General features: G+C 70.2%; 20 protein-coding genes. 6 read left to right on the forward strand and 14 right to left on the reverse strand.

Going from position 1 to position 18310, the window contains the following annotated elements:
* Positions 1-44 precede the first annotated feature (44 nt).
* Positions 45-518: a MarR family winged helix-turn-helix transcriptional regulator gene (locus tag ACSQ4M_RS23545; RefSeq protein WP_436191830.1), complete on the reverse strand. Its 474-nt coding sequence runs from the start codon at positions 516-518 to the stop codon at positions 45-47.
* Positions 519-566: 48 nt separating this feature from the next.
* Between ACSQ4M_RS23545 and ACSQ4M_RS23550 the strand changes: the two genes are divergently transcribed.
* Together ACSQ4M_RS23550 and gloA are read left to right on the forward strand one after the other, a co-directional pair.
* Positions 567-1112, forward strand: coding sequence for a PaaI family thioesterase (locus ACSQ4M_RS23550; RefSeq protein WP_436191831.1), 546 nt, complete (start codon positions 567-569; stop codon positions 1110-1112).
* A gap of 23 nt (positions 1113-1135) precedes the next feature.
* Positions 1136-1546: a lactoylglutathione lyase gene (gene gloA / locus ACSQ4M_RS23555; protein WP_436191832.1), complete on the forward strand. Its 411-nt coding sequence runs from the start codon at positions 1136-1138 to the stop codon at positions 1544-1546.
* Between the two features lie 24 nt (positions 1547-1570).
* Here gloA and ACSQ4M_RS23560 read toward each other — a convergent pair whose 3' ends face one another.
* From ACSQ4M_RS23560 to edd, 5 genes are all read right to left on the reverse strand, one after another.
* Complete coding sequence (locus tag ACSQ4M_RS23560; protein ID WP_436191833.1) at positions 1571-2566, reverse strand: tripartite tricarboxylate transporter substrate-binding protein; 996 nt, start codon at positions 2564-2566, stop codon at positions 1571-1573.
* Between the two features lie 43 nt (positions 2567-2609).
* A complete protein-coding gene (locus tag ACSQ4M_RS23565) occupies positions 2610-3791 on the reverse strand; it encodes a CaiB/BaiF CoA transferase family protein (protein WP_436191834.1) in 1182 nt (393 codons plus the stop codon).
* Positions 3792-3822: 31 nt separating this feature from the next.
* Complete coding sequence (locus ACSQ4M_RS23570) at positions 3823-4800, reverse strand: tripartite tricarboxylate transporter substrate binding protein (protein ID WP_436191835.1); 978 nt, start codon at positions 4798-4800, stop codon at positions 3823-3825.
* A gap of 108 nt (positions 4801-4908) precedes the next feature.
* The gene (eda, locus tag ACSQ4M_RS23575) at positions 4909-5553 is read right to left on the reverse strand and encodes a bifunctional 4-hydroxy-2-oxoglutarate aldolase/2-dehydro-3-deoxy-phosphogluconate aldolase (RefSeq protein WP_436191836.1); all 645 of its coding nucleotides are present in this window, start codon (positions 5551-5553) and stop codon (positions 4909-4911) included.
* The gene (gene edd / locus ACSQ4M_RS23580) at positions 5544-7388 is read right to left on the reverse strand and encodes a phosphogluconate dehydratase (protein ID WP_436191837.1); all 1845 of its coding nucleotides are present in this window, start codon (positions 7386-7388) and stop codon (positions 5544-5546) included. The genes eda and edd overlap by 10 nt, the downstream gene beginning before the upstream one ends.
* 148 nt (positions 7389-7536) lie before the next feature.
* Between edd and ACSQ4M_RS23585 the strand changes: the two genes are divergently transcribed.
* Entirely contained in the window at positions 7537-8127 is a 591-nt protein-coding gene (locus tag ACSQ4M_RS23585) for a gamma-glutamylcyclotransferase (RefSeq protein ID WP_436191838.1), read from the forward strand.
* On the opposite strand, the gene ACSQ4M_RS23590 is transcribed toward ACSQ4M_RS23585, so the two are convergent.
* The 5 genes from ACSQ4M_RS23590 to ACSQ4M_RS23610 all read right to left on the reverse strand — a co-directional run bounded on the left by ACSQ4M_RS23590 (position 8111) and on the right by ACSQ4M_RS23610 (position 13015).
* Positions 8111-8662: a nucleotidyltransferase family protein gene (locus ACSQ4M_RS23590; RefSeq protein ID WP_436191839.1), complete on the reverse strand. Its 552-nt coding sequence runs from the start codon at positions 8660-8662 to the stop codon at positions 8111-8113. The two genes, ACSQ4M_RS23585 and ACSQ4M_RS23590, sit on opposite strands and share 17 nt — an antisense overlap.
* Positions 8663-8667: 5 nt before the next feature.
* Positions 8668-10884: a molybdopterin cofactor-binding domain-containing protein gene (locus ACSQ4M_RS23595; RefSeq protein WP_436194059.1), complete on the reverse strand. Its 2217-nt coding sequence runs from the start codon at positions 10882-10884 to the stop codon at positions 8668-8670.
* A gap of 53 nt (positions 10885-10937) precedes the next feature.
* Entirely contained in the window at positions 10938-11396 is a 459-nt protein-coding gene (locus ACSQ4M_RS23600; protein WP_436191840.1) for a (2Fe-2S)-binding protein, read from the reverse strand.
* Between the two features lie 86 nt (positions 11397-11482).
* Complete coding sequence (locus ACSQ4M_RS23605; protein ID WP_436191841.1) at positions 11483-12055, reverse strand: TetR/AcrR family transcriptional regulator; 573 nt, start codon at positions 12053-12055, stop codon at positions 11483-11485.
* Positions 12056-12103: 48 nt separating this feature from the next.
* The gene (locus ACSQ4M_RS23610) at positions 12104-13015 is read right to left on the reverse strand and encodes a bestrophin family protein (RefSeq protein WP_436191842.1); all 912 of its coding nucleotides are present in this window, start codon (positions 13013-13015) and stop codon (positions 12104-12106) included.
* Between the two features lie 64 nt (positions 13016-13079).
* Here ACSQ4M_RS23610 and pdxH point away from each other — a divergent pair, with 64 nt between their 5' ends.
* The 3 genes from pdxH (at position 13080) to ACSQ4M_RS23625 (ending at position 15938) form a co-directional block, all read left to right on the forward strand.
* Complete coding sequence (gene pdxH / locus ACSQ4M_RS23615) at positions 13080-13727, forward strand: pyridoxamine 5'-phosphate oxidase (RefSeq protein WP_436191843.1); 648 nt, start codon at positions 13080-13082, stop codon at positions 13725-13727.
* Positions 13728-13851: 124 nt separating this feature from the next.
* Positions 13852-14799, forward strand: coding sequence for a sugar ABC transporter substrate-binding protein (locus ACSQ4M_RS23620; RefSeq protein ID WP_436191844.1), 948 nt, complete (start codon positions 13852-13854; stop codon positions 14797-14799).
* An 11-nt stretch (positions 14800-14810) separates the two neighbouring features.
* Positions 14811-15938, forward strand: a complete 1128-nt coding sequence (locus ACSQ4M_RS23625; RefSeq protein WP_436191845.1) for a nucleoside hydrolase — start codon at positions 14811-14813, stop codon at positions 15936-15938.
* A 33-nt stretch (positions 15939-15971) separates the two neighbouring features.
* Here ACSQ4M_RS23625 and rbsD read toward each other — a convergent pair whose 3' ends face one another.
* Genes rbsD through ACSQ4M_RS23640 form a run of 3 tightly spaced genes read right to left on the reverse strand, consistent with a single transcriptional unit; the run spans position 15972 to position 18309 of the window.
* Positions 15972-16364 carry a D-ribose pyranase gene (rbsD, locus tag ACSQ4M_RS23630; RefSeq protein ID WP_436191846.1) on the reverse strand — a complete coding sequence of 131 codons (393 nt, stop codon included), beginning with the start codon at positions 16362-16364 and terminating at the stop codon, positions 15972-15974.
* Entirely contained in the window at positions 16361-17302 is a 942-nt protein-coding gene (gene rbsK / locus ACSQ4M_RS23635) for a ribokinase (protein WP_436191847.1), read from the reverse strand. Before rbsK ends, rbsD begins: the two co-directional genes overlap by 4 nt.
* Positions 17299-18309, reverse strand: coding sequence for a LacI family DNA-binding transcriptional regulator (locus ACSQ4M_RS23640; RefSeq protein ID WP_436191848.1), 1011 nt, complete (start codon positions 18307-18309; stop codon positions 17299-17301). The genes rbsK and ACSQ4M_RS23640 overlap by 4 nt, the downstream gene beginning before the upstream one ends.
* Position 18310 lies beyond the last annotated feature (1 nt).

An 18310-nucleotide genomic window follows, 5' to 3' on the forward strand; every position in this document is an offset into this window, starting at 1 on the left:
TGGCGTCGGCCTGCATCGTTGACAGGTGGTTCGTTCACGGCTTGTCAGGCCACGTCTTCGGCGGCCTCCAGCGGCTCCGGCGCCAGCAGCGCCAGCGATTCCTGCAACAGCGCATGCAGCGCCGCCACGCGCGCATCGCCCAGCAGGCGGTTCAGTTCCAGCTGGGCTTTCTTCCAGCGCTGGCGCGCCTCGGCGCGCTTGGCGCGGCCGGCTTCGGTCAGCGTCACCAGCCGGCTGCGGCCATCGCTGCCGGGTCCCTGCTCCACCCAGCCGGCCGCCACCAGTGGCTGCAGGTTGCGCGTGAGCGTGGACGGCTGCAGGCGCAACTGGCGTGCCAAAGCGCCAGGCTGGGCCGGGCCGAGCTTGTCCAGTGCCGTGAGCAGCGAGAACTGCGTGGTCTTGAGCCCGACCTGGGCAAGTTCGGCGTCGTACAGCCTTGCCACGCGGCGCATCAGCTGGCGCAGCTGCAGATGGGTGCAACCCTGCGGCATGGCTTTGGCTTGGAGCACGGTTCCCATAGAATCATTGTAGCTACAACAGTTGTGGCTGCAATCGATGGAGAAGACATGAGCACGGAAGAAGAAGCCCGCGTCCGCTGGGAGCAGGAATTCGAGGCCGCCAAGCACCGCATGCACGCGGGCGGTGGCAAGCCCGGCCTGGCGCGGCCCGAGCAGGTGGCGGGCAAGACCGGCCTTCAGATCATGCAGGCCATGCTGGCAGGCGAGCTGCCCTACCCGCACATCGCCGAGACACTGGATTTCGGCCTGGTCGAGGTCGGCTACGGCCTCGCGGTATTCCAGGGCACGCCGCAGCTCATGCACTACAACCCGCTGGGCAGCGTGCACGGTGGCTGGTTCGCCACCCTGCTGGATTCGGCGCTGGGCTGCGCGATCCACACCACCATGCCGCCCGGACGCGGCTACACCACGGCAGAACTGGGTGTGAACATCGTGCGCGCCGCCACCGTCAAGAGCGGCCCGCTGCGCGCCATCGGCAAGGTGGTCCACAGTGGCCGCCAACTGGCTACCGCCGAAGCCCGCATCGTGGGACCGGACGACAAGCTCTACGCCCACGCCACCACCACCTGCCTGGTGTTCGAAGCACGCGGATGAAGGTGCCGCGGCACAATGGCCGCATGCGATTACTCCACACGATGCTGCGCGTTGGCAACCTCCAGCGCTCGATTGACTTCTACACCCAGGTGCTCGGCATGAAGCTGCTGCGCACCTCCGAGAACCCCGAGTACAAGTACTCGCTGGCCTTCGTCGGCTACGGCAACAACCCGGACCACGCCGAGCTGGAGCTGACCTACAACTGGGGCGTGGACAGCTATGAGATGGGCACGGCCTACGGCCACATCGCGCTGGGCGTGGCCGATGCCTACGCGGCCTGCGAACGGATCAAGGCGGCTGGCGGCCAGGTCACGCGCGAGGCCGGCCCCGTGAAGGGCGGCACCACCGTGATCGCCTTCGTCACCGACCCGGACGGCTACAAGGTTGAGTTGATCCAGCGCGCAGACGAGGCCGGCGGCGGCGGCCTGCGCTGACCGCCGGGCGGGCGGCCACTGCGCCTATTCGGCGCTGACGCCCGCCGCCTTGATCACCTTGCCCCACTTCTCGGTCTCGGCCACGAGGTGGCTGCGCAGCCCCTCGGGCGTGACCTTGTCCATGGGCACGATCTCCGAACTCAGGTCCGCCAGGCGCTGCTTGACCATGTCGTCCTGCAGCGCGCTGCGCAGGGCCTGGTTGATCTTGGCGAGCACCTCGGGCGGCGTGCCCTTGGGCGCGTACACGCCGTGCCAGACCTTCACGTCGAAGCCCTTGAGGCCCTGCTCGTCCAGCGTCTTCACGTCGGGCAGGCTGGCCAGGCGCCTGGGCGTGGTCACGCCGAACACCTTCACGCGCTGGCCGTCCTTGATGACGGGCACGGTCTGCGTGGTCTGGTCGCAGATCAGGTCGACCTGGCCGCTCATGATGTCGGCCAACGCGGGGCCGGCGCCCTTGTAGGGCACGGTGGTCAGGTCCACGCCGATCTGATGGGCCAGCAGCATGCCGCACAGCTGCGAAACCGCGCCGATGCCGGCATTGGCCAGCGTGACCTTGTCCTTGTGCTGCTTCACATAGGCCAGCAGCTCGGGGAAGGTGTTGGCCGGGAAGTCCTTGCGCGAGAGCAGTGTCATGGGCACGTCCATGACCTGGCCGATGTACTCGAAGTCCTTCAGGGGGTCGTAGGGCAGCTTCTTGTACAGCGCGGGCGCGGTCGCCATGCCCATGTGGTGGATCAGGATGGTGTAGCCGTTGGGCTGGGCCTTGGCCACGCGCGCCGGGCCGATGGTGCCGCCCGCGCCCACGGTGTTCTCGACGACCAGCGGTTGCCCCAGCGTCTTGGCCATGGGAATGGCCAGCATGCGCGCCACCACGTCCGTCGGCCCACCGGCCGAGTACGGCACGACCATCGTCACGGGCCGCTCGGGCCAGGCGGACTGGGCCCAGGCCGCGCCCTGCAGCAGCAAGGCGGCGGCGACGGCCACGGAGCGGCGGATACCGGTGGGGGAACACAAGCGCATGGAGTCTCCTGTCTTGGGGGAAAGGGGGGTGGCCGGCCGGGCTTCAGACCGCCCCGGCTGCACGCAGCGCGGCGATGGCGGCGTCGTCCAGGCCGACTTCGCGCAGCAGCGCGTCCGTATGCTCACCGACGGCCGGCACCGCGTCCATCCGGGCTTGCCAGCGGTTGCTGCGGCCCGGCGGCAGCAGCGCCGGCAGGTCGCCGGCCGGCGAACCGACCGTCTGCCAGCGCGCACGCGCCTTGAGCTGCGGGTGCGCCCACAGGCCGGCCATGTCGTTCATGCGGGCGTTGGCGATCTGCGCCTCGTCGAGCCTTGCCAGCACCTGGTCGGTCGACAGCGCCATGAAGGTCTCGTCGATGCGCGCGGCCAGTGCGGCGCGGTTGGCGTTGCGCTGGGCGTTGCTGGCAAAGCGCGGTTCGGTCGCCAGCGGCGTGTCGCGCAGCACGACATCGCAAAAGACCTTCCACTCGCGCTCGTTCTGCAGGCCCAGCATCACCGTCCCGCCATCGCCGGCCTGGAATGGGCCGTAGGGGTAGATGGTGGCGTGCGCGGCCGCGTTGCGCGGCGGCGGCGTGGCGCCGTCGAACGCGTAGTACATCGGAAAGCCCATCCACTCGGCCAGCGACTCCAGCATGGACACGTCGATGTGCGCGCCCTCGCCCGTGCTGGCGCGGCGCAGCAGCGCGGCCAGGATGTTGGTGTAGGCGTACATGCCTGCGGCGATGTCGGCGATGGAGTTGCCGGCCTTGCTCGGCTGTTCCGGCGTGCCCGTCACCGACAGGAAGCCGGCCTCGCTCTGGATCAGCAGGTCGTAGGCCTTCTTGTCGCGGTAGGGGCCATCCTCGCCGTAGCCGGAGATGTCGCAGACCACCAGGCGCGGGTTCACCTGGCTCAGCGTCGCGTAGTCCAGCCCCATGCGCGCGGCGGCGCCGGGCGCGAGGTTCTGCACCAGCACGTCGGCTCCCGCCAGCAGCTTTTTCAGCGCGGCCATGGCGTCGGGATGCTTCAGGTCCAGCGTGAGGCTTTCTTTGGAGCGGTTGGTCCAGACGAAGTGGGACGACAGGCCCCGGGCGCGCTGGTCGTAGGCGCGCGCGAAGTCGCCCACCTCGGGCCGTTCGACCTTGATCACGCGCGCACCCAGGTCGGCCAGCTGGCGGGTGCAGAACGGGGCGGCGATGGCGTGCTCGAGCGAGACGACGGTGATGCCTTGGAGCGGGAGGGTCATGGTGGGAGCAGACGAAATGAAGCGGAGGAAATCAGTCGACGGAAGCGCCGGAGGACTTGACGATGCGGGCCCACTTGGCCAGGTCGTCTTGCAGCAGGGCGGCGAACTGCGCAGGCGTGGTCGGCGGTGCGATCTCCACGCCCTGCTGCTCCAGCTTGTCGCGCAGGTCCTTGGCGGCCATGGTCTTGCGCATGCCCTCCTCCAGCTGAGCCTGCACGGGCGCCGGCAGCCCGGTGGGTGCGAACAGACCGATCCAGAGCTGGCCGTCGTAGCCGGGCACGGCCTCGGCGATGGCCGGCACGTTGGGCAGGGTCGGCGAGCGCTTGGCGCCGCTGACGGCGATGGCCCGCAGCTTGCCGGCCTGGATGTGCGAGAGCGCCGAGGGCAGGCTTGCGAAGAGCATGGGCAGCTGGCCGCCCAGCACGTCGTTCAAGGCTGGCGCCACGCCCTTGTACGGCACGTGCTGCAGCTTGAGGCCGGCCATGCTGTTGAGCATCTCGCCCAGCAGGTGGTTCAACGTGCCGTTGCCGGCCGACGCGTACTGCAAGGCGTCGCCGCTCTTGCGCGCCAGCGCCAGGAACTCGGTGAGGTTCTGGGTCGGAAACGCCGGGTTGACCAGCAGCACGTTGGGCACGGCGCCGACCAGGCCCAACGGCACGAAGTCGCGCGCGGGGTCGAAGCCCGGGTTCCTGTACAGCGAGGGGTTGATGGCCTGGCTGCTGCTGATGGTCATCAGCAGCGTATGGCCGTCCTTGGGGCCGCGCGCCACATACTGCGTGCCGATGTTGCCGCCTGCGCCGGGCCGGTTCTCCACCACCGCGCTGCCGCCCAGCACCTCGCCGAGCTTCTGGCCGACCAGGCGGCCCACGATGTCGTTGGTGCCCCCGGCGGCCTGGGGCACGACCAGCACGATGGGGCGCGACGGGAAGCCGGATTGGGCAGCAGCCGGCAGCGCGCAAGCGGCGGCCAGGGCCAGCAGCGCGCGGCGGCTCGCGGAAATGGAAGGCATGGGCGGCGTCTCCTGGTCAGAAGCCGCGGATCATCCCGCGCGCCGGCCGCCCCGGCAATCAGCGATTGCGAAAGCCGGTGTTCCGCTGTGCCGAAGGCGCAGCAGCGCTCAGCCGCGTGGCAGGGCGGCCGCCTCGCGGGCCAACTGCTCGATGCGGCCCCAGTCGCCCGCGGCGATCGCGTCGTTCGGCACGATCCACGAGCCGCCCACGCAGGCCACGTTGGACAGCGCCAGGAACTCGCCCGCATTCGCCGCGCTCACGCCGCCCGTGGGGCAGAACTTGACCTCGCCGAACGGCCCCTGCCAGGCCTTGAGCATGGGGATGCCGCCGGCTTGCAGGGCCGGGAAGAACTTGAGCTCGGTGAAGCCGTCTTCCTGCGCCATCATGATCTCGCTGCCCGTGGCCACGCCGGGCAAGAGCGGCAGGCCGGCGTCGCGGCAGGCCTGGCCGACCTTGGAGGTATAGCCCGGGCTCACGCCGAAGCGCGCACCGGCCTGCACCGAGGCCGCCACGTCGGCCGGCGTGCGGATGGTGCCGGCGCCGACCACGGCCTCGGGCACGTCCCGGGCGATGGCCTCCATGCAGGCCAGCGCCTGCGGCGTGCGCAGCGTGACCTCCAGCATGCGGATGCCGCCGGCCAGCAGGGCGCGCGCCATCGGCACGGCATGGGCCACGTCGTGCAGCACGATGACCGGGATGACCGGCGCGTCCAGCATCACGTCGCGGGCGGTGAGGGGTGTGTTCAAAGCCATGTCGGCGCTCCTTCTTCTGCGGTGGCGGCATTGCGGCGCATGCCGGCGAACAAATCACGGCCCAGGCCCAGGCCATTGGCGTGGCGCAGGGCTTCGGGCATGGTGGCGAGCGGGCGGGCCGCCCACTCGGCCTCGGGGACCAGCACCTCCAGCCGGCCGGCCGGCGCATCGAGCCGCACCACGTCGCCGTCGCGCAGCCTGGCCAGCGGCCCGCCGGCTGCAGCCTCGGGCGAGACGTGGATGGCGGCCGGCACCTTGCCCGAGGCACCGCTCATGCGGCCATCGGTGACCAGCGCCACCTTGAAGCCCTTGCCCTGCAGCACCGCCAGCGGCGGCGTGAGCTTGTGCAGCTCGGGCATGCCGTTGGCCTGCGGGCCCTGCCAGCGCACCACGCAGACCAGGTCGCGTTCGAGCTCGCCGGCCGCGAAGGCCTTCTGCAGCGCTTCCTGCGAATCGAAGATGCGGGCCGGCGCCTCGACCACATGGCGGTCGTCGGGCACCGAAGACACCTTGATCACGCTGCGGCCCAGCGGCCCCTGCAGCAGCTTGAGCCCGCCGGTGGCGCTGAACGGCGCGGTGGCGGGCCGCACGATGGTGTCGTCCTTGCTGGGGCCGGTGGCATGCCAGGTGAGCGCTGCATCGGCCAGGGCGGGCTCGTGGGTGTAGGCGCGGATGCCTTCGCTGCGCACCGTCAGCACATCGGCGTGCATGAGGCCGGCGTCCAGCAGTTCGCGGATCACGTAGCCCGTGCCGCCTGCCGCCTGGAACTGGTTCACGTCGGCACTGCCGTTGGGGTAGACGCGCGCCAGCAGCGGCACCACTTCGGACAGCGCGGCGAAGTCGTCCCAGTCGATGGTGATGCCGGCCGAGCGCGCCACGGCCACCCAGTGGATCAGGTGGTTGGTGGAGCCACCCGTGGCCAGCAGCGCCACCATGGCGTTGACGATGGCGCGCTCGTCGACCAGCTGGCCGATGGGCGGCACCACGCTGCGCACGCTGGCGGCCTGGCCGTTCAGCGCCGTGCCATAGCCCAGCACCGTGCGCGCCGCCTCGCGCGTGAGCGCATCGCGCAGCGCGCCGCCGGGTGCCACGAAGGCCGTGCTGGGCACGTGCAGGCCCATGGCTTCGAGCAGCATCTGGTTGCTGTTGGCCGTGCCGTAGAAGGTGCAGGTGCCGGCCGCGTGGTAGGCAGCGGACTCGGCCTCCAGCAGTTCCTTTCGGCCGACCAGGCCCTGCGCGGCCTGCTCGCGCACCTTGGCCTTGGCGTTGTTCGACAGGCCCGAGGGCATGGGCCCGGCCGGCACGAACACCGTGGGCAGATGGCCGAAGTGCAGCGCGCCGATCAAGAGGCCGGGCACGATCTTGTCGCACACGCCCAGCATCAGCGCGGCATCGAACATGTCGTGCGTGAGCGCCACCGCCGTGGCCATGGCGATCACGTCGCGGCTGAACAGCGACAGCTCCATGCCCGGCAGGCCCTGCGTCACGCCGTCGCACATGGCCGGCACGCCGCCAGCCACCTGGGCGGTCGCGCCGAGCCGGCGGGCCTCGTCCTTGACCAGATCGGGGTAGTGCTGCAGCGGCTGGTGCGCCGACAGCATGTCGTTGTAGGCGTTCACGATGCCGATGTTGGGTGCGCGCTCGGCCACCACCTTGAACTTGTCGTTGCTGGGCATGGCCGCAAAGGCGTGCGCCACGTTGGCGCAGCCCATGCGGTCGGAGCCGCGCGTGCGCGTGGCCATGGCGGCCAGCTGTTCGAGATAGGCGGTGCGGGCGGGCGCACTGCGCGAGCGGATGCGTTCGGTGACGGCGGCGACGGTGGTGTGGGTGTTCATCGTTCTGGGCCGCAGGCGACACGGCGGGCTGGAGAGGGGCGCGGTGATCCTACTCCCGATGCACACCGCAACAGCGCCCGGGGGTAACCAGTGGGTTACCAAACCGCAGGGCCGGCACGGCGCACCGCGGCTTGCTAGAGTGGCGGCCGTGACATCGCATCCCCACCCTGCTCCACTGCGCGACCCTCTGCCCATGCTGGAGCGCGCGCGGCGCGAATGGGGCGGCCAGCAGGACTACTGGGTGTTCGGCTACGGCTCGCTGATCTGGCGGCCCGAGTTCGAGCACGTGGAGCACCGGCTGGCGCGCGTGCACGGCTGGCACCGCGCGCTCAAGATGTGGAGCCGCATCAACCGCGGCACGCCCGAGTGCCCGGGCCTGGTGTTCGCGCTGCTGACCGGCGGCAGCTGCCAGGGCGTGGTGTTCCGCATCCCGCAGCGCGACGGCGATGCGGTGCTCGACCGCTTGTGGGCGCGCGAGATGCTGATGGGCGTGTACGACCCGCGCTGGCTGCACTGCATGACGCCCGAGGGGCCGGTCAAGGCGCTGGCCTTCACGTTGTCGCGCCAGAGCCCGAGCTTCACGCGCACTTTGAGCGACGAGGACTACCGGCGCGTGTTCTCGCAGTCCTGCGGGCGTTTCGGCACCACGCTGGACTATGCGCGCGAGACCTTCGAGAGCCTCAAGAAGCACCAGATCCGCGACAAGGCGCTGGAGAAGCTGCTCAGGCTGGCGGGCTGAGCAGCAGGCGCTCGGCCCGCGCGAGATCGTCCAGCGTGTCGATGTCGGTCACGCAGCCGGGGCCGTCGAGCACCTGGTCCAGCACCTGCCCAGCCCGCTTGCGCGCCTGCACGATGGCGGCCGCACCGGCCTCGCCCGACAGGGCGAGCAGTTCGGCACGGCATTCCGCCGCGAAGCCGACCGGATGGCCGCGCACGCCGCCATGCTGCGGCAGCACCACCGCGGCCCGGGCCAGCGCGGCGGCCACGCGCTGCAGCGCGGCCGGCTCGACCAGCGGCAGATCGCCCGGCAGCACGAGCCAGCCCCCTGCCCCCTGCGTGGCGCGCACGGCCGCGGCGATGGAGTCGCCCATGCCGGGATGGCCGGCGTCCTCCAGGTGCCAGGCCAGACCACTGGCGCGCACGGCGTCCAGCGTGTGCTGCAGCACGGGCTTGCCGGCCAGCAGCGCCTGCAGCTTGTGCACCTGCCCGCCCGAGGCGCGAAAGCGCTCGCCCCGCCCCGAGGCCAGCACCAGCACGACGGGCGTACCTTGCACCGCGCTCAGGCCAGCTTGAACGGCAGCTCGCGCAGCGGCTTGCCAGTCAGCCGCGCGATGGCATTGGCGAAGGCCGGCGCCAGCGGCGGGAGACCCGGCTCGCCCATGCCGGTCGGCGCGTCGGCGCTGGGCACGATGTGCACATTGACCACCGGCATGTCGGTGATGCGTGGCACCACGAAGTCGCCGAAGTTGCTCTGCTCGACCACGCCGTCCTTGAGCGTGATGGCCGCGCCGGGCAGGCACATGGACAGGCCCATGAGCGCCCCGCCCTGCACCTGCGCTTCCACACTCTTGGGGTTCACCGCCAGGTTGCAGTGCACGCCGGCCGTCGCCTGGTGCAGCTTGGGCGTGCCGTTCTCCACCGAGGCTTCGACCACGTAGGCCACGACCGAGTCGAAGGACTCGTGCACGGCCACGCCCCAGGCCCGGCCGGCCGGCAGCTGGCGCTTGCCGTAGCCCGAGCGGTCCACGGCCAGCTGCAGCGCGGCGCGGTGGCGCGCGCTCTTCTCGCCCATGAGGCCCAGGCGGTAGGCCACCGGGTCCTGGCCCGTGGTGCGCGCGATCTCGTCGATCAGCGTCTCCATCACATAGGCCGTGTGCGTGGAACCCACGCTGCGCCACCACAGCACGGGCACGTTGAGCTTGGGGTGGTGCACCGACAGGCGCATGGGCAGCGTGTAGGGCTCGCGCATGCCCTCGACCATGGTGGTGTCCACACCGTCCTTGACCATGGCCGACTCGAAGAAGGTGCCGGAAATGATGGACTGGCCCACGATCACATGGTCCCAGGCCAGCACCTTGCCCTTGGCGTCGAAGCCGATCTCGGCGCGGTGCACGTGCATGGGGCGGTAGTAACCGCCACGCATGTCGTCCTCGCGGCTCCACAGCGTGCGGATCGGTGCGGCGATGCCAGCGGCCTGCGCTGCCTTGGCAATGGTGCAGGCCTCGACCACGAAGTCGCTGGTGGGCAGGCCGCGCCGGCCGAAACCGCCGCCGGCCATCTGCACCTGCAGCGTCAGATTCTCCGGCTTGATGCCCAGCACACGCACGGCGGCCGCGGCGTCCAGGCCGGGCATCTGCGTGCCGGTCCAGACCGTGGCCTTGGCATCGGCACCGCTGCCATGGAGCTGCACCGTGCAGTTCAGCGGCTCCATGGCCGCGTGCGCCAGGTAGGGGAACTGGAACTCGGCGCTGATGCGGTGCGGCGCGCCGGCCAGCGGCGCCATGTCGGCCTGGTACTTCACGCTGCCGGGCTTGGCGGCCAGCGCGCGGTAGCTGGCGAGCTGGGCCGCGCTGTCGACCTTCTCGCGACCGGCATCGTTCCATTGCAGCTTGAGCGCGTCTCGGCCCTGCTTGGCGGCCCAATAACCCTCGGCCACCACGGCCACGCCTTCGCCGCCGTCGTGCAGCGGCACGCGCAGCACGGCCTTCACCCCGGGCACGGCACGCGCGGCGGCATCGTCGACCGATGCCAGCCTGGCGCCGAACACGGGCGGGCGCTGGCACACGGCCGTCAGCATGCCGGGCACGCGCACGTCGATGCCGAAGGACTGCTGGCCGCTGGACTTGGCCGGCGCGTCGAGCCGGCCGGTGGGCTGGCCGATCAGCCTGAAGTTCTTCGGGTCCTTGAGCGTGACCTGGGTCGGCACGGGCAGCTGCATCGCGGCCTCGGCCAGCGCGCCGTACTCCAGGCGCTTGCCCCCCGGGCCAATGACGATGCCGCGCTCGGTTGCCAGCGATGCCGCCGGCACGCCCCACTGCGTGGCCGCGGCCTGCACCAGCATGGCCCGCGTGCGGGCACCGAGTTCGCGGTACTGCACATAGGAGTTCTTGATGGCCGTGGAGCCGCCCGTCAGGTGCATGCCGTAGGCCGGGTCGGCGTAGGCCACGGCGGCATTGCCGTGCACGGCGCGCACGCGGCTCCAGTCGGCGTCGAGCTCCTCGGCCAGCACCATGGCCAGGCCGGTGTGCGTGCCCTGACCGAACTCCAGCCGGTTGACGGTCACGGTGACGGTGCCGTCGCGCGCGATGCTCACGAACGCGGCGGGCTGCTGGCCTGGCTTGAGCGCGGGCGCAGCTGCCCCTTGGGCTTCGGCCAGCATGGGAAACAGCCCCAGTGCGAAGCCGCCGGCGGAGACCAGCTTGAGGAAGCTGCGCCGCGGCAGGCCTTCGGCATGGGCCTCATCGCCGAGGCGGCGGGCCAGTTGGGGTGGCAGCATGGCGCGGATCTGGTCGGCCGGGATGTCTTGCAACAGCATGGTGGTCTCCGGGTTCAGGCCAGCGCGGTGGCGGCTTCGTGGATGGCGGCGCGCACGCGCGCATAGGTGCCACAGCGGCAGATGTTGCCGGCCATGGCGGCGTCGATGTCGGCGTCGGAAGGCTTGGGGTTGGCCTGCAGCAGCGCGGTGGCGCTCATGATCTGCCCGCTCTGGCAGTAGCCGCATTGCGCCACGTCGATCTTGACCCAGGCGGCCGACACGGCCTTGCCGACACGGTCCGCCGGGATGGCCTCGATGGTGGTGATCTTCTGGCCGGCGGCCGCCGCGATCGGCGTGACGCAGGAGCGGATCGCCGCGCCGTTCATGTGCACGGTGCAGGCGCCACACATGGCCATGCCGCAGCCGAACTTGGTGCCGGTCATGCCGAGCGTGTCGCGCAGGGCCCAGAGGATGGGGGTGGAGTCGTCGACGTCGACGCGGACGTCCTTGCCATTGATGTTCAGCGTGGCCATGGGGACCTTTCGTGGGTGGGGAAGTTAGACGAATGAATGTTCATTCTTTTATGTGTTGTTTTTCTCGGGGCTAAAAAAGACGGCACTCAGGCCTTGATGCCGTCCCAGAAGATCGCGAACGCCTGGGCCAGACCGGCCTCGGTGTCGGGCAGGTCACCGCTGCGCAGCAGGTTGGCGGTCTCGCGGACCGAGCCGAAGAAACTGGCGGCCAGCAGCATGGTGGGCACGTCCTTGACGATCTGCTGGGCCCGCGCCTCGTCGAAGAAGCCCAGGCACTCGCCCGTGAACCGGGCCGAGAACTGGCGCGAGGCCTCGCTGAACCAGGGCGAGTTGTAGTACTGCTCCATGAATACCGTCTCGGCGTAATGGGCCTGGCGGTGGCGCAGCAGCAGTAGCCAGTTGCGCAGGAAGCGCGCACGGAACGGCATGGCCACGCCCGCGTCCTCGGTGATCAGCCGCGCCAGCGCGCCCTTGACCTGCTCGTACAGCGCGTTGAGCAGTTCTTCCTTGGACTTGTAGTAGACGTACAGCGTGCCCGTGGCAATGCCGGCCTGGCGCGCAATGGCCGCCATGGTCAGGCCCGACAGGCCGACCTGCGCCACGAGCGCGAAGGTCGCGCCCGCGATGGCCTGCTGCTTGTCTTCGTCCTTGGGTTTCACGTCGGCGATCTTAGGCGAATAATTATTCGGCCGTCAATCCAGAACGCTTCAGGTCAGCTGGAAATTGCGCGGCTGCGGCTGCGCCGGCCCATCGCTGCGGCCCAGGCTTTCGAGCACGGCGGTCTCGATGGTCCAGCACAGGGTGTCCAGGGCCAGGTCATTGGCAGCCATGCCGAAAGGCTCCTCGATCTCCGAACCGAGCGCCTCCAGCGCGAAGAAGGTGTAGGCGATGAAGGCCACGATCACGGGCGTCATGGGACCGATCGCGTCGACCAGTCCGAACGGCAGCAGCAGCACGTAGCTGTAGATGGTGCGGTGGATGATCACGCTGTAGGTGAACGGGATCGGCGTGCCGGCGATGCGCTCGCAACCACCCAGCGCATTGCCCAACTGGGCCAGCGGCTGCTCCAGCACGGGCACCAGCGGCGCAGCCACCCTGCCCTGCGCACGCATGTCGCCCAGCCACTCGCCGGCCATCTGCAGCAGCATGGCGGCCGGAAAGCGCGCCGCCGCCACACGCGCGACCTCTTCGGGCGGCAGCAAACGCGCCAGGTCGGCCGTCGCGTCGCTGCGGCGCAGCTGGTGGCGCAGCGCATGGGCCAGCGCGATGAGCCGGCGTGCCAGCACCGGCACGTGTTCGGGGCCGTCGACCAGGGTCAGCGCGTGGCGCATGGCGGCGCGGCACTCGACCAGCAGCGTGCCCCACAGCACGCGCGCCTCCCACCAGCGGCTGTAGCTGGTGCCGTTGCGAAAGCCCAGGAAGATGGCCAGCGTGAGCCCGATCAGCGAGAACGGCACGAAGTTCAGCGGGATCTTCCACTGCAGCACCTGGCCGTGCAGCACGGTCACGCCGATGGCAAAGGCCAGCGCGCACAGCAACTGCGGCAGGATCAGGTGGAGGATGGAGCCATGCCGCACGAACAGCAGGTGCAGCCAATGGGGACGGGGGCGGACGATCATCGCAGGGCAAACGGAAGGCGCAGGGCCGGCATGGTACGCGCCGGGCGCTGCACAATCCGGGCCCATGAGCGAACTCCAGACCTCCATCGCCGCACTGCGCAAGAGCTACGAACGGGCCGAACTCGACGAATCGGCTTCGCATGCCGACCCGTTGCAGCAGTTCGACCAGTGGCTCAGCGAAGCCATCGCGGCCCAGGTGCCCGAACCCAACGCCATGACGCTGGCCACGGTGGGCAGCGACCTGCGCCCGTCCACGCGCATCGTGCTCATCAAGGGCTACGACGCACGCGGCCTGGTCTTCTACACCAACTACGAGAGCCGCAAGGGCCAGGAGCTGGCCGGCAACCCGTATGCGGCGCTGCAGTTCCACTGGGTCGAGCTCGAACGCGTGGTGCGCATCGAGGGCGTGGTCGAGAAGACCAGCGCGGCCGAGAGCGATGCCTATTACGACAGCCGCCCGCTGGACTCGCGCATCGGCGCCTGGGCCAGCCCACAGAGCCAGGTGATCTCCGGCCGCGGCGTGCTGGTGGCCAACGCCGCCAGGTACGGTGCGCAGTTCCTGCTCAAGCCGCCGCGCCCGCCGCACTGGGGCGGCTACCGCCTGGTGCCCACCGCATGGCAGTTCTGGCAGGGCCGCAAGAGCCGGCTGCACGACCGCCTGAACTACCGGCAGGACGGCGGCGGCTGGGTGCGCGAGCGGCTCGCCCCCTGAAGGCCACGCCCTAACCTCTTGTAACCATCTCGCGGGAAACCACCGATCGCAAACGTTTGCGCAAACGTTTTGGTGTTCCTATATTGGCGGCCTCCCTCAACGCATCACAACAGGAGTCCACCCCATGCGTTCGACCCGCCGCACCCTTTCCACCGCGCTGGCCCTGGCCGGCCTGCTGGTTGCCGCGCCCTCGTGGGCCCAGAGCCCGCCCAAGGTGGCCCTGGTCATGAAGTCGCTGGCCAACGAGTTCTTCCTGACCATGGAGGAAGGCGCCAAGGCCCACCAGAAGGCCAACGCCAAGCAGTACACGCTGTTGGCCAACGGCATCAAGGACGAGACCGACGCGGCCGCCCAGATCCGCATCGTCGAGCAGATGGTGGCCCAGAAGGTCGATGCCTTGGTCATCGCCCCGGCCGACTCCAAGGCCCTGGTGCCGGCCATCAAGGCGGCCGCCGACAAGGGCGTGCTGGTCGTCAACATCGACAACCGGCTGGACGAGGCGGCGCTCAAGGAGAAGGGCCTGCAAGTGCCCTTCGTGGGTCCGGATAACCGCGCAGGCGCCAAGCTGGTGGGCGATGCGCTGGCCAAGACGCTCAAGGCGGGCGACAAGGTGGGCATCATCGAAGGCGTGTCCACCACCTTCAATGCGCAGCAGCGCACGCTGGGCTACCAGGACGCGATGAAGGCCGCCGGCATCACGGTGGTGGGCGTGCAATCGGGCCAGTGGGAGATCGACAAGGGCAACCAGGTGGCCTCCAGCATGCTGCGCGAGCACCCGGACCTCAAAGCCCTGCTGGCGGGCAACGACTCGATGGCGCTGGGCGCCGTCGCCGCCGTAAAGGCCGCCGGCAAGACCGGCAAGGTGGCCGTGGTGGGCTACGACAACATCAGCGCCATCAAGCCCATGCTGAAAGACGGGCGCGTGCTGGCCACGGCCGACCAGTTCGCCGCCAAGCAGGCGGTGTTCGGCATCGAGACTGCTCTCAAGGCCCTGGCCGCCAAGACGCCGCAAGCGGGCATGCCGGCGGAGATCAAGACCGACGTGGTGCTCGTGACCAAGGATTCCAAATGAAGGGGCCGAACATGCAACGGCGTACCTTCGGGGCCCTGCTGGCCGGCATGGCGCTGGCGCTGCAAGGCTGTGGCGGTGGTGACGACGATGGCGACAAGCCGCGCAAGATCATCATCGACAGCGACTACAACACCATGAGCGACGATGGCCAGTTGGGCGTGATGGCCGCGCAGCTGCAGGCCCAGGGCAAGCTGCAGGTGCTGGGCATCAGCGTGGTGTCGGGCAACAAGTGGCTGGACCAGGGCGTGGTGGAAGCGCTGAAATCCATGGAGCGCCTGGGCATGGGCCAGCGCATCCCCGTCTACGCGGGCGAGAACTACGCGCTCTCGCACGACTGGGCCACCATCGAGCAGGAAATCGCGGCCGGCGCCGAGAACGACGGCTACTACGGCGCCTGGAGCGTGCAGAAGACGGCACCGACCGCAGCCGAACTGGTCGCGCCGTCGGATGGTTTCGCGACCAGCACGCAGCTGCAATCCAAGCACGCGGTGGACTTCCTGATCGACACCATCAAGGCCAACCCGCGCGAGGTCACCATACTGGCCATCGGCCCGCTGACCAACATCGCCAAGGCCATGCGCAAGGCGCCCGAGATCGTGCCGCTGATCCAGCAGATCATCTACATGGGCGGGGCCGTGCACGTGCCGGGCAACACCACCAAGACGGCCGAGTTCAACTGGTGGTTCGACCCCGAGGCCGCGCAGTACGTGGTGCGCCAGCCGGTGCCGCAGGTGGTGGTGCCACTGGACGTGACCGACACCGTGCAGCTGACCACGCCCATCTACAACCGCATCGCGCACGCCGCGCGGGAGACCGCCGTCACCAAGCAGTTCAAGGAAGTCATGGGCCCGGGCTTCAACGGCATCGGCTTCGAAGGCGACCCAAACTACGAGCTGGACGTCTGGGACACGCTGACCATCGCCTACCTGCTCGATCCCACCTACGCCACCGAGGTCAGCGAGGAGTACGTGGACGTGGTCAACGCCCCCGGCCAGGCCAACAATGGCCAGTCCATCGGCTATGCCACGCAACCGGCCGGCGCCACGCTGCAGAAGATGAAGGTGGTGAAGAAGTTCGACAACGCCCGCTTCTTCGAGTTGTATGTGGACCTGCTGACGCGGCCGGTGCCGATTCCCTGAAGCCGCAGGCGCCGCGCGCTGGCGCGGTGCCCCTCAAAACGCCACGCCCGCGTACAGCAGCACGTTGGCGTACGGCGTGCACTCGCCGGTGCGCACCATGGCCTTGGCGGCCCGGCACAGCTGCTTGAACTGCGCATGCGACACCTGTTCGGGCGCCAGCGGCAGCGCCGCGCTCCAGGCCGGGCGTTGCAGGCCATCCACACCGCAGGCCTCCCGCGCAATGACGGCCCGCTCGACCTGCAGTTCGCTGAGCACGGCGTCCAGCACCTCGGTGAAGCGCGGCACGCCGCGCGCGACCGCCAGGTCGATGCGCAGCGGCCCGGCCGGGATCGGCAGGCCGGCATCGCCGATCACGAGCAGGTCGCCATGGCCCATGCCAGCGATGACCTGCGAGAGTTCTGCGTGCAGCAAGGCGCTTCGTTTCATGGCAACTCCTTCGCCGCGGGCGGCATGGCCTGGGCATCGACCTCGCGCGCCATCGGGATCGCCACCTGCGCGCCCACGCGCGTCACGCAGACGGCGGCCGCGCGCACGCCGCGCGCCACAGCCTCGGCCAGGCCCTGGCCGCGGGCCAGCGCCACGGCCAGCGCGCCGGCAAAGGTGTCGCCCGCCGCCGTAGTGTCGACGGCCTGCACATGTGGCGCGGGCTGCCAGCGGCAGCCGACCTGCTCCACCGTGACGGCGCCCTGCGCTCCCAGCGTCACGACCACGCGCGCGACGCCGCGCGCACGCAGCAGCTGGCCGGCGGCGGCGGCCTCTTGGGGTGTCGTCACCGCGCAGCCGGCATAGGCTGCGGCCTCGAGCTCGTTGACCACCAGCGTGTCCAGCTGCGGCCACAGGCTGTCGGGCAGCGGCTGCATGGGCGAGGGATTGAGCAGCACCGGGCAGCCGGCGCGGTACGCCGCGGCCACGGCCGCCAGCACCACGGCCAGCGGCGATTCGAGCTGCGTGACGAAGAACTGCGCACCGCGCAGCTGCTGCGCCAGCACGGCCGCGTCCGCCTGCAGCGCGGCATTGGCGCCGGGCAGCACGACGATGCGGTTCTGCGCCGAATCCTCCAGCATCACGAGCGCGCGGCCGGTCGGCTCCTGCGGATCGACCTGCAGCGCGTCGAGCGCGATGCCGTCCTGCACCAGCGCGTCGCGCAGCGCCCGGCCGTCGGCATCGTCGCCGATGCGCGCCAGCAGCCGCACGCTGGCACCCTGCCGCGCACAGCTGACGGCCTGGTTGCCGCCCTTGCCACCGGGCAGCAGCACCAGCGAATGGCCGATCAGCGTCTCGCCGGCCTGCGGCGCGCGCGGCACGCGCAGCAGCAGGTCCATGTTGAGGCTGCCCAACACCAGGATCTGAGGTGCGCTCCTCATGCCACGGTTCCCCGGTACGGCGCGGTCGAGGCGCGCACGCGCAGCTCGGGCTGCAGCACGACCTTGCGCACGTCCTGCCGGCGCCCCTCGATGCGCTCGAGCAGCATGTCCACCGCCATCGCGGCGATGCGCTGCTTGGGCTGGGCCACGGTGGTCAATGGCGGGCAGGCGAAGCGGGCCAGCTCGATGTCGTCGAAGCCGACCAGCGAAAGCTCGTCGGGCACGGCCACGCCGCACTCGTGCGCGGCGCACAGCGCGCCGATGGCCATCAGGTCGTTGGCGACGAAGACGGCGCTGGGCCGCGGCGTGCGCCGCAGGATGGCGTGCATGGCGGCATAGCCGCCCTCGCTCGTGAAGTCGCCCGGCTGCAGCAGCCCGGCACTCGGCAGGCCCAGGCCGGCCAGCGCCAGGCGCCAGCCCTCGGCGCGCTGCTCGGCCGTGGCCACGCCGGCCGGCCCGCCGATGCAGGCGATGCGCCGGTGGCCCAGCGCCGTGAGGTGCTGCACCGCCAGCAGCGCGCCCTGCATGTGGGCCGTCTCCACCAGGTCGCAGGGCAAGGTATCGATCTCGCGGTCGACCATGACGGTGGGCATGCGCAGGCCGGCCAGCAGCGCGGGCAGGGCCGGGTCTTCGCCGGAGGACACCACGATGAGGCCGTCCACGCGCCGCTCGGCCAGCACCTGCAGCACCATGCCCTGGCGGCGCGGCTCGTCGTCGGTGTTGCACAGCACCAGGTTGTAGCCGGCGCCGAAGCAGCGGTCCTCGATGCCGCGCACGATCTCGGCGAAGTACGGGTTCGAGCTGTTCGGGATCAGCATGCCCAGCGTGTTGGTGGCGCTGCGCTGCAGGCTGCGCGCCACCGCGCTGGGCACGTAGCCCAGCTCGCGGATGGCCTGCTCCACGCGATTGCGGCCCTGCTCGCTGACGAAGCGGGTCTTGTTGACCACGTGCGAGACGGTGGTCACCGACACGTTGGCGTGGCGCGCCACGTCCTTGATGGTGGCCACG

Origin of the sequence: Pseudorhodoferax sp. LjRoot39 (assembly GCF_964253035.1) — a bacterium.
GTDB lineage: Bacteria > Pseudomonadota > Gammaproteobacteria > Burkholderiales > Burkholderiaceae_C > Pseudorhodoferax.